Origin of the sequence: Mycobacterium sp. (genome assembly GCF_035499775.1) — a bacterium.
In the GTDB taxonomy this organism is placed as follows: domain Bacteria; phylum Actinomycetota; class Actinomycetes; order Mycobacteriales; family Mycobacteriaceae; genus Mycobacterium.
Window position 1 is genome coordinate 1 of record NZ_DATJYB010000373.1, and the last position, 10,731, is coordinate 10,731.

Sequence of the window (10,731 nt, forward strand, 5' to 3'; positions counted from 1 at the left end):
CGCGATCCAGTTGGAGGACCAGGTATTTCCGAAGCGGTGCGGCCATCTGCCGGACAAGCAGGTCGTGGACGCCGCGGTGTTCGAGCAGACCCTGGCGGCCGCGCTGGACGCGAGATCCGACGACGACCTGCTGGTGGTGGCACGCACCGACGCCCGCGCCCCGCTCGGGCTGGACGCCGCGATCGAGCGGGCCAACCGCTACGCGCAAGCGGGCGCGGACATCATCTTCGTCGAGGCGCCGCAGGACTCCGACGAAATCGAGCGCATCGCAGCCGAAGTCGACGCTCCCCTGCTGATCAATCTGGTGCTCGGCGGCATGACGCCGTTGGAGTCGGCCTCGCGATTGCAGGAGCTGGGTTACGCGATCGCGATCCATCCGAGCAATCTGCTGATGCCGGCGACGTTCGGCATGCTGCAGAGCCTCTGCCAGCTCAACGGAACCGACGTCACCCCTCATCTGCCCACCAAACCTGCCGACTTCTTCAACATGGTTGGCATGGCGGAATGGCTGGAACTCGACGCCAAGTACGCAGGTAAGGACCCATCATGGGCATGACCATTATCGAGAAGATCTTCGCCCGCAAAGCCGGTCTGGACTCGGTGTCGCCCGGCGACACGGTGGTGGTGGACGTCGATATGACCGTCCTGATCGATCTGCAATTCGCCACGATGTGGATCCAGCCCAGTCGAATCCACGACCCCAACAAGCTAGCCGTCATCATGGACCACGCCGTACCCGCACCCACCATCAAGGATGCGGCCGGCGGTAGCCACGCCCGAAAGTTCGCCGCCCACTTCGGCATCGAACGCTTCTACGATGTCGGCCGGCACGGCATCTGTCACCAGGTGATCGCCGAGAACGGGCTGGCACGCCCGGGAGAAGTCCTGGCCTGCACCGACTCTCACACCTGCGCGGGCGGCGCCTACAACACCGCGGCCCGCGGGCTGGGGCCCGCCGAAGTGTATTCGATCATGTGCACCGGCACCACCTGGTTCCAGGTCGCGCCGACCGTCCGCTACGAACTCGATGGCATCAAACCAGACACGGTGAGCGGCAAGGACATCTTCCTGCACATCGCCAACGAATACGGCGACGCCGCCAACCTGAACTTGGAATACGGCGGCCCCGGCCTGGCCGGCATCCCGATGCACGACCGGCGCACCATCGCAACGCAGGGCGCTGAGGTATCGGCCGACTTCAGCACTTTCGAAGCCGACGACGTGCTAACCCGTTTCCTCGACGACACCGGCGTCACCGGATACACCACGGCCGCACCGGATCCCGACGCCTCCTACCACGACGTCCGGCACATCGACCTGGCGACGCTGGAGCCCTATGTGGCGCGGCCGGGCACCGTCAGCCGCAACGGGCTGCCCGTCTCCCAGTTAGGCAGGCAGAAGGTGGACCAGGCGTTCATCGGGTCGTGCGCAAACGGCCAACTCGAGGACCTCGAGATCGCTGCACGGCTGCTGCGCGGCAAGACCGTGGCTCCGGGCGTACGGCTGCTGGTCACGCCCGCCTCGCAGGCGGTATACCGGGATGCTATGCGGCTGGGCTATTTACAAGACCTCGCCGACGCCGGTGCCGTGATCACCAACTCCACCTGCGGCGCGTGCTTCGGCTACCACATGGGCGTGGTGGGACCCGGCGAGGTGTGCATCACGTCCAGCACCCGCAATTTCACCGGTCGGATGGGCAGCACCGAAGCGGAGATCTTCATGGCCTCACCGGCGACCGTGGCCGCCTCAGCGATCACCGGATATATCACCGACCCAAGGAGCGTGACGGCATGACGGTTGTGGTTAGCGGGAAAGTCTGGGTGTTCGGCGACGACCTGAACACCGACGCCATGTACCCGGCCTTCGCGATGAAAATGGATCCGCCCGAAGCGGCCAAGCACATCTTCTATGAGGTCCGCCCCGGCTGGACGGATCAGGTGTCGCCGGGTGACATTGTGGTGGCCGGCAAGAACTTCGGGGTAGGATCGTCGCGCCCGGTCGCTTCTCTGTTCACCGAACTCGGTGTCGCCGGACTGGTCGCCGAGGAATTCAACTCGCTGTTTTTCCGCAATGCTGTCAACGCCGGCCTGCCCGCAATGACCGTGCCGAACGCCACCTCCGTGTTCAGCGAAGGCAACACCGGAACCTTCGATCTGACCGCCGGCACCTGGCGCAACGACACCACGGGAGAATCGGGCACCATCCCCAAACTGCCCGGCCTGCTCCTCGAGATCATCGAAAGCGGCGGCGTCATGCCGCGATTGGCGGCGCAGGGTTTTCTGCCTGCCGAACTTGGCGACATGCTGCGCTCCAGCGCGGTAGCGATGCGCGGCGCCGGCAGCGGCGCGTGATGGCCCCGATCGGCAAGCTGCTGCGCCGCGTCCGCGCCGGCGAGCAGCGCAGCCAGTTGGCCGGCAGTCGGTTTGACGCCCCCGCGTCCATCACCGTCACCAGCCCGGAGTTCACCGATGGCGCCGCGATGCCGCAGTCCAGCGCGGGAAAGGGCGTCGGCGCCAACACCTCTCCCGCGTTGCGGTGGGACGGGCTGCCACCCGAGACCCGGCAGGTGGTGCTCGTCATCGACGACGTCGACGTTCCGCTGCCCCGACCGCTGCTACACACCGTCGCGGTGCTCGATCCGAAGCTCGACGGGGCGCCCGCGGGCGCATTGCAGCCGGAGACCTCTGGAATGCGTTTCCTCCGAGCAGATTTAGGTCACCGCGGCTATGCCGGCCCCCGCCCCATTCCCGGACACGGGCCACACCACTACCGGTTTCACGTACTCGCCATCGACCAACCCATTGCCGAGAACGTGACCACAGCCAAGGCCCTCCTGGCGGCGATGGCCGGGCATGTGCTGGCCCGGGGCACGCTGACGGGGACGTACGAACGCTAGTCTTCCGGAATCTCACGCTCGATCTCGTCGAGCCAGATCCGCGCGGACATGTCCGACGGGGCCCGCCAATCGCCACGCGGGGACAACGCACCGCCGTGGGACACCTTGGGGCCGTTGGGCAATGCCGAGCGCTTGAACTGGCTGAACGAGTAAAAGCGCTGCACGAAGACTTGCAACCAGTGCCGAATCTCCTTGAGCGAGTACGACGGTCGCTTGTCATCGGGGAACCCCGGCGGCCAGTTGCCGCGGTCGGGGTCGCTCCACGCGTGCCACGCCAGAAAGGCGATCTTCGCTGGCCGGAATCCGTAGCGAAGCACATGAAACAACGAAAAGTCCTGCAGCACATAAGGCCCGACCTTCGCCTCGCTGCTCTGCAGTTCCTCTTCCTCGCCGGTCGGAATGAGTTCCGGAGTGATCTCGGTTTCCAGCACCGACTGCAACACCGCGTCCACTCGCGCGTCGAACTGCCCCGACGAGATGACCCACCGGATCAGGTGCTGAATCAGTGTCTTGGGCACACCGCCGTTGACGTTGTAATGCGACATCTGGTCGCCGACACCATAGGTGGACCAGCCCAGCCCCAACTCCGAGAGATCACCCGTACCGAGAACTATCCCGCCGCGCTGGTTCGCCAGCCGGAACAGGTAGTCGGTGCGCAGGCCCGCCTGCACGTTCTCAAAGGTGACGTCGTAGACCTTTTCGCCGCGCGCGAAAGGATGATCCATCTCCTGCAGCATCAGCTTTGCGGTGTCGCGGATGTCGAGTTCGGCGAAGGTGACACCGAGCGCGCTGCACAGCTCGATCGCATTGCGCTTGGTGTGTTCTCCCGTCGCGAATCCGGGCAGGGTGAACGCCAGAATGTCGGTGCGCGGCCTGCCTTCCCGGTCCATCGCGCGCGCGGCGACGATCAGGGCGTGGGTGGAGTCCAGCCCGCCGGAAACCCCGATCACGACCTTCGGGTAGTCCAGCGCACGCAACCGTTGCTCGAGCCCGGAAACCTGGATGTTGTAGGCCTCGTAGCAATCCTGCTGCAGCCGTTGCGGGTCGGCCGGCACGAACGGAAAGCGCTCGACCTGTCGCATCAGCCCGATGTCGCCCGCCGGTGGCTGCAGCTGAAACTCGATGCGCCGGAACGACTCCGCCTTTCCGCGATGGTGACGCCGGTTGTCGTCGAACGTCCCCATCCGCAGCCGCTCGGAGCGCAGCAGCCCGATGTCGACGTCGGCCACCGAGCGCCGCTCCCCCTTGGGAAAGCGCTCGGATTCGGCGAGCAGCACACCGTTTTCCCAGATCATGGTCTGGCCGTCCCAGGCCAGATCCGTGGTCGATTCGCCCTCCCCGGCGGCGGCATAGACGTACGCGGCCAGACAGCGCGCTGAGGCCGATCGCGCGAGCAGGCCACGGTCCTCGGCGCGCCCGATGGTGATCGGGCTGCCGGACAGGTTGGCCAGCACCGTCGCACCCGCCAGAGCCGCCTCGGCGCTGGGCGGAATCGGCACGAACATGTCCTCACAGATTTCGACGTGCAGCACGAACCCGGGTACGTCGAAGGCGGCGAACAGCAGATCCGGGCCGAAGAGGGCGTCGAACTTGCCGATGCGGATGATGTCGCGCTCGTCGTCTCCGGCCGCGAGTTGGCGGAGCTCGTAGAACTCCCGGTAGGTCGGCAGATACGACTTGGGCGCCACTCCGAGCACGTCGCCGCGGTGGATGACGACGGCGGTGTTGTAGATGCGGTGGCCATGCCGCAGCGGCGCCCCCACCACCAGCACGGGCAGCAGATCGGTGGTGGCCGTGATCAGATCGAAGAGGGCATTCTCGACGGCGTCGAGCAACGAATCCTGCAGCAGGATGTCCTCGATGGAGTACCCCGACAGCGTCAGCTCCGGGAAGACGGCCAGGGCAACGCCGTCGTCGTGGCACTGACGCGCCAACCCCAATACCGACGCGGCATTGGCCGCCGGGTCGCCGAGCGTGGTGTGGTGGGTGCACGCGGCGACGCGGGCAAAGCCCTGGCTGTAGACGTTGTAGAAGTCCTTGTAGAAATCCACGTGCTCTATTGTGGCCTACGCTCGGTGTGGTGAACTCCCCCGAATCGCCGGAGCTGGTCGGCGTGCTGACCGGCCGCCGGGTCGCGGTACTGACGGGCGCCGGGATTTCCACCGACTCGGGCATACCCGACTACCGGGGCCCCGATTCGCCGCCGAGCAATCCCATGACGATCCAGCAGTTCACTTCGGACCCGGTGTTCCGGCAGCGCTACTGGGCCCGCAACCACCTCGGCTGGCGGCACATGGACGACACCCAGCCCAACGCCGGGCACCGGGCGCTGGCCGCGCTCGAGCACGCCGGAGCGGTGACCGGCGTGATCACCCAGAACGTCGACCTGCTGCACACCAAGGCGGGCAGCCGACACGTCGTCAATCTGCACGGCAGCTACGCGCACGTGACCTGCCTGGATTGCGGCCACACCATGGGCCGCGCCGTACTGGCCGAACGGCTCGAGGCACTCAACCCGGGATTCACCGAACGCGCCGAAGCCGTCGGTGGGCTGGCCGTGGCGCCCGACGCGGACGCCGTCGTGTCCGACACCGCGTCGTTCCGGTATCTCGACTGTCCGGCCTGCGCCGGCATGCTGAAGCCCGACATCGTCTACTTCGGCGAAAGCGTGCCCAAAGACCGTGTGGCCCAGGCCTATTCGCTGGTGGAGCAGTCCGAGGCACTGCTGGTCGCGGGCTCGTCGCTGACGGTGTTCTCCGGCTACCGGTTCGTGCGGCACGCCGCCTCGCTCGGCATGCCGATCGCCATCGTGAACCGGGGCCGCACCCGCGGCGACGACCTGGCCACCGTCAAGGTCGACGGCGGCTGCTCGGAATTGCTGACCCTACTCGTGAACGAGCTGGCGGGCGTGCCCGCGGGCTAGAAACTGCAGGGCATTTTGCCGATGGCGTGGATGAAATTGCCGGTCACGAATGTCGGCCCGCCCGCCTCGATGTCGGGCACCTGACGCAGCAACTCGCCGAAGACCGCACGCAGCTGTGACCGCGCCACATGGGCGCCGAGACAGAAGTGCAGCCCGCCGCCGCCGAAACCCACGTGCGGGTTGGGACTGCGGCTCAGGTCGAAACGCTCCGGGTGATCGAACGCCTCCTCGTCCCGGTTGCCCGACGAGTAGAACATCACCACCTTCTCACCGGCCGCGATGGTCTGCCCGCCGAGTTCGAAATCCGTGGTGGCCGTGCGGCGGAAGGTCATCACCGGGGTGGCCCAGCGGACGAACTCCTCCACCGCCGTACCGATGCGGTCCTCGAACGCCGCCCCCAGCCAGGCCCGCTGATCGGGGAATTCGGTTAGCGCCTTCAGCGCGTGGCTGGTGGTCTGGCGGGTGGTGTCGTTGCCGGCCACGGCCAGCAACACAAAGAACGCGGCCACGTCCGCATCGGTGAGCCGGTCGCCGTCGACTTCGGCGTTGACCAGGCTGCTGAACAGGTCGTCGCCGGGGTGTTCACGACGGTGCGCGGCCAACGAGCCGGCGACTTGATGCAGGTAGACCTGGTTTTCGAAGGCGACCTCCAGCGGGTGGCGGCCATTCAGGTAGTCCGGATCGGTGAAGGACACCAGCGCGTCGGCGGCATGCGCCACCTGCTGGCGCTCGGATTCCGGGATCCCCACCATGTCCGACAGCGTCCGGATGGGTAGCTCCTTGGCGCAATGCTCCACGAAATCGGCGCCGCTGCCCGCCGCGCGCAGCTCCGCGACAATCGTCTTGGCGTTGGCGTTGATCGACTCTTCGATGCGGCGCACCTGGCGCGGCGTGAACGCGGCGTGGGCGAGCTTGCGCAGCTTGGTGTGTCGCGGCGGGTCCATGGCCAGGAAGGACTGCGACGCCTCGAGCAATTCCTCGGGGAAGTTCTCGAACATCACCCCCTTGCCGGAGCTGAACACGTCGTTGTTGCGGCTCACCGTGACGATGTCGGCGCGCCGGGTGACGGCCCAGTAGCCGCGGTCCTCGGGATCGGGCATCATCGCGTCTTCGGCCGGCGGGTGCCAGCTGACGGGCCGCTCGGCGCGCAGCACCGCGAACGAACGTTCGCGATCGTCGGCGGTCGTCGACCAGAAGGCACGCGACGATAGGTCGATTGGGTCGTAGGTACGGCCGGACGTCCCTGCCATTGCTGTCATATTCACGACAATATGTCTAGACAATATGTCTAGTCAAGATGTACATCCACCGGTTATGCTCAGCAAATGGCATCGGTCACCCGCAAGCCACAGGCGAATCGCAAGCAGCGGCGCGAGCAGATGGAACAACGCCTGCTGGACGCCACCGAGCGGCTGATGAGCGACGGGACCAGCTTCACCGAGCTCAGCGTGGACCGGCTGTCGACCGAAGCCGGCATCTCGCGCGCCAGCTTCTATATCTACTTCGAGGACAAAGGCCATCTGCTGCGCCGTCTCACCAGCGAGGTGTTCGCCGAGCTGGCCAGCGCGGGGGAACGCTGGTGGGGTGTGGCGGGGCGACGCAATCCGGACGACGTGCGCGCCGCGATGGCGGGGATCATTGCCAGCTTTCGGCGTCATCAGCCGGTGCTCGTCGCGCTCAACGAGATGGCCGGATACGACCCGGCGACGGCGCGGACCTATCGCGAGCTGCTGATCGAAATCTCGGGGCGGGTTACCCAGGTCGTCGAGGACGGGCAGGCCGACGGCTCGATCCGTCCGGAACTGCCTGCGGCCACCACGGCCAGCGCGCTGACCTGGATGGTCGAGCGGTCGTGCCAGCAGAACCTACCGGCAAAGCCACCTGACTACGATGCGGAGCTGGCCGAAACACTAACCGAAATCGTCTGGGGCGCACTATATCTCAGGTCGCCCTAGGGATCAGGTCAGCGCGACCTTCTCAGCTCGGCGACGAAGCTGCGTCCGAAGTTGTCGACCACCTGCCAGGAGTAGGGGCTGATGCTGCGGGCGTGGCCGAGGTTGTGCACGGCGTACCGGCCGTCCTGCTCCTGCCGAATGCCGTCGACGCGCAGACCGTTGGATGTTGTGAGTGCCCACATGATGGTGTCCCCTTGTTCTCGCTTGGATGCTGAGAAAAGGGTCGCGGGAGGGGCTTCAAGGATCCTTGCTAAGTTCTTGCGGTTTTCTCAAAGCCGCGGCTACACGGCCACCAGGTCGTCGGCATGCACCGCGGGACGGCGCAGTTCGCCGGGCAGCTCGGAGGTCGACCGGCCCATCATGGTGGCGAGTTCGATTGCGTCGTAGGCAACTACGCCCCGGGCCACCATGACCGCGTCCGGTCCGCGCAATTCGATGACGTCACCCGCGGAAAACCCGCCCGAGACCGCGGTGATACCCGCGGGCAGCAACGAGCGGCGTTGCGCCACCACCGCGCGCACCGCCCCGGCGTCCAGCGTCAGCCAACCGGTCGCGTCCGCGGCGTAACGCACCCAGAACCGTCGCGCCGACATCCGGTCGGACCGCGCGGCGAACACCGTGCCCACCGAGGCGTCGGCCAGCGCGGTCGCGGCGTCGGTGGCGGCGGCCAGCAGCACCGGCACACCGGCATCGGCGGCCAGCAGCGCTGAGGACACCTTCGACGCCATCCCGCCCGTGCCCAGGTGGCTGCTCTGGCCGGCCACCACGCCGTCCAGGTCGGTCGGCCCGGACACCTCCGCAATAAACTCGGCGCCCTTGGACTTTCGCGGATCGGCGGCATAGAGGCCGTCGATGTCGGAAAGCAGCACCAGCGCGTCGGCACCCACCAGGTGCGCCACCAGCGCCGAAAGCCGGTCGTTGTCGCCGAAGCGGATCTCGTTGGTGGCCACCGTGTCGTTCTCGTTGACGATCGCCACCGCATGCAACGCGCGCAGCCGGTCCAACGTGCGCTGAGCGTTGGTGTGCTGCACCCGCATCGAAATATCGTGTGCGGTCAGCAGCACCTGCCCCACCGTGCGGCCGTAGCGCGCGAACGCCGCACTCCACGAGTTCACCAGCGCGACCTGCCCGACGCTGGCCGCCGCCTGCTTGGTCGCCAAATCGTTTGGGCGACGCGATAATCCCAGCGGCTCGATGCCCGCGGCGATGGCGCCCGAGGACACGATGACGACGTCGGAGCCCGCCTTCATGCGGCCCTCGATCGCGTCGACAAGGCCGGCCAGCCGGCCAGCGTCGAATACGCCCGACGGCGTGGTCAAAGCCGTGGTGCCGACCTTGACGACGACGCTGCGCGCGGTGCGGATGGCTTCGCGGTGAGGACTGGTCATGACCCCTGGCCGCTTTCGCGGCGCTGCCGGCGGGCCGCTTTGCGCTCGGCGGCTCCGACGCGGTCGGTTCCTTCCAGGCGCGCGTCGGTGCCGCGGCCGGACATCGTGACGTCCACACCGGCGGGCGTCTGGGGTTCCCAGTCGAAGGTCATCTCGCCGATGGTCACCGCGCATCCTGGCTTCGCACCCAGCCTCAGCAGCTCCTCCTCGACACCCAGGCGCGCCAGGCGGTCGGCGAGATAGCCGACGGCTTCGTCGTTGTCGAAGTTGGTCTGGCTGATCCAGCGTTCCGGCCGCGCGCCGGTGACCACGAAACCACCGTGTCCGTCCGACTCCACGGTGAAGCCGCTGTCGTCCACCGGAACCGGGCGGATCACCGGCCGCCGGGCCACCACCGGCGGGCGCTGCGCATTGTAGGCCTCGATCATCTGCCACAGGCCAAAGATCAACGGCTGCACGCCTTCCCGGGTAGCCGTGGATACTTCGAAGACCGGCCAGCCGCGCTCGGCGATGTCGTCGCGGACGAACTCGGCGAGCTCGCGGGCTTCCGGCACGTCGATCTTGTTGAGCACCACCGCGCGGGGCCGCTCGGTCAGATCGACGAGTACCGTATCCCGTTGCAATGTCGGCGTGTAGGAAGCGAGCTCGGCCTCCAGCGCGTCGATGTCGGAGATCGGGTCGCGGCCCGGCTCGGCGGTGGCGCAGTCCACGACGTGTACCAGCACGGCGCAGCGTTCGATATGCCGCAGGAAGTCCAGGCCCAGGCCACGGCCCTCGGAGGCGCCCGGGATCAAGCCGGGCACGTCGGCCACGGTGAATGAGTGCTCGCCCGCCGAGACCACCCCGAGGTTGGGAACCAGCGTGGTGAACGGGTAGTCGGCGATCTTGGGCTTGGCCGCCGAGATCACCGAGACCAGCGAGGACTTTCCGGCGGACGGAAACCCGACCAGGCCGACGTCGGCGACGGTCTTGAGTTCGAGGGTGAGGTCGCGGGACTGGCCCTGCTCGCCGAGCAGCGCGAAACCGGGGGCCTTGCGGGCGCGCGATGCCAGCGCCGCGTTGCCCAGGCCGCCACGGCCGCCGGCAGCGGCTTCGAAGCGGGTGCCCGCGCCGACCAGGTCGGCCAGTAACCGGCCATTCTCGTCCAGGACCACGGTGCCGTCGGGAACCTTGACTTCCAGGTCCGAGCCGGCGGCGCCGTCGCGGTTACTGCCCATCCCCTGCTTGCCCGATGGCGCGGTGACGTGCGGGTGGAAGTGGAAGTCGAGCAGCGTGTGCACCTGCGGGTCGACGACGAACACGATGCTGCCGCCGCGGCCGCCGTTGCCCCCGTCGGGACCGCCCAGCGGTTTGAACTTCTCGCGATGGACCGAGGCGCAGCCGTTACCGCCGGAACCTGCCCGCGCGTGGACGACGACCCGGTCGACAAACCGAGGCATCGAGCTACCCCTTAGTCGGCGGATCCCCCGGCCGGGACGATGCTGACGGTTTTGCGTCCACGCTTGACGCCGAACTCGACAGCGCCGGCCGCGGTGGCAAACAATGTGTCATCCCCGCCGCGGCCCACGT

General features: G+C 67.3%; 12 protein-coding genes. 6 read left to right on the top strand and 6 right to left on the bottom strand.

What is annotated here, in order from left to right; translation table 11 throughout:
* From VML93_RS23085 to VML93_RS23100, 4 genes are all read left to right on the top strand, one after another.
* Positions 1-556, top strand: a 556-nt coding sequence (locus tag VML93_RS23085) for an isocitrate lyase/PEP mutase family protein (RefSeq protein WP_325614611.1), incomplete at its 5' end; no start/stop codon positions are given.
* On the top strand, positions 547-1,794 hold the full coding sequence (locus VML93_RS23090; protein ID WP_325614612.1) for an aconitase/3-isopropylmalate dehydratase large subunit family protein: 1,248 nt from the start codon (positions 547-549) through the stop codon (positions 1,792-1,794). The genes VML93_RS23085 and VML93_RS23090, both read left to right, overlap by 10 nt.
* The gene (locus VML93_RS23095) at positions 1,791-2,351 is read left to right on the top strand and encodes a 3-isopropylmalate dehydratase (protein WP_325614613.1); all 561 of its coding nucleotides are present in this window, start codon (positions 1,791-1,793) and stop codon (positions 2,349-2,351) included. The genes VML93_RS23090 and VML93_RS23095 overlap by 4 nt, the downstream gene beginning before the upstream one ends.
* Positions 2,351-2,896 (top strand): YbhB/YbcL family Raf kinase inhibitor-like protein, encoded by a 546-nt coding sequence (locus VML93_RS23100; protein WP_325614614.1) that lies wholly within the window; start codon positions 2,351-2,353, stop codon positions 2,894-2,896. The genes VML93_RS23095 and VML93_RS23100 overlap by 1 nt, the downstream gene beginning before the upstream one ends.
* Here the strand turns inward: VML93_RS23100 and VML93_RS23105 are convergent.
* The gene (locus VML93_RS23105) at positions 2,893-4,947 is read right to left on the bottom strand and encodes an NAD(+) synthase (protein ID WP_325614615.1); all 2,055 of its coding nucleotides are present in this window, start codon (positions 4,945-4,947) and stop codon (positions 2,893-2,895) included. The two genes, VML93_RS23100 and VML93_RS23105, sit on opposite strands and share 4 nt — an antisense overlap.
* 26 nt (positions 4,948-4,973) lie before the next feature.
* Between VML93_RS23105 and VML93_RS23110 the strand changes: the two genes are divergently transcribed.
* On the top strand, positions 4,974-5,819 hold the full coding sequence (locus VML93_RS23110) for an NAD-dependent protein deacetylase (protein ID WP_414686420.1): 846 nt from the start codon (positions 4,974-4,976) through the stop codon (positions 5,817-5,819).
* Here VML93_RS23110 and VML93_RS23115 read toward each other — a convergent pair.
* Entirely contained in the window at positions 5,816-7,078 is a 1,263-nt protein-coding gene (locus VML93_RS23115; protein ID WP_325614617.1) for a cytochrome P450, read from the bottom strand. The two genes, VML93_RS23110 and VML93_RS23115, sit on opposite strands and share 4 nt — an antisense overlap.
* A 66-nt stretch (positions 7,079-7,144) precedes the next feature.
* Between VML93_RS23115 and VML93_RS23120 the strand changes: the two genes are divergently transcribed.
* Positions 7,145-7,774, top strand: a complete 630-nt coding sequence (locus tag VML93_RS23120; protein ID WP_325614618.1) for a TetR/AcrR family transcriptional regulator — start codon at positions 7,145-7,147, stop codon at positions 7,772-7,774.
* An 8-nt stretch (positions 7,775-7,782) separates the two neighbouring features.
* Here VML93_RS23120 and VML93_RS23125 read toward each other — a convergent pair whose 3' ends face one another.
* The 4 genes from VML93_RS23125 to VML93_RS23140 form a co-directional block, all read right to left on the bottom strand.
* Positions 7,783-7,956: a hypothetical protein gene (locus tag VML93_RS23125; RefSeq protein ID WP_325614619.1), complete on the bottom strand. Its 174-nt coding sequence runs from the start codon at positions 7,954-7,956 to the stop codon at positions 7,783-7,785.
* Between the two features lie 99 nt (positions 7,957-8,055).
* Positions 8,056-9,162 (bottom strand): glutamate 5-kinase, encoded by a 1,107-nt coding sequence (gene proB, locus VML93_RS23130; RefSeq protein ID WP_325614620.1) that lies wholly within the window; start codon positions 9,160-9,162, stop codon positions 8,056-8,058.
* The gene (gene obgE, locus VML93_RS23135) at positions 9,159-10,601 is read right to left on the bottom strand and encodes a GTPase ObgE (protein ID WP_325614621.1); all 1,443 of its coding nucleotides are present in this window, start codon (positions 10,599-10,601) and stop codon (positions 9,159-9,161) included. Before obgE ends, proB begins: the two co-directional genes overlap by 4 nt.
* Before the next feature lie 11 nt (positions 10,602-10,612).
* Positions 10,613-10,731 (bottom strand): 50S ribosomal protein L27 (locus tag VML93_RS23140; RefSeq protein ID WP_325614622.1); only part of this gene is annotated, 119 nt, incomplete at its 5' end.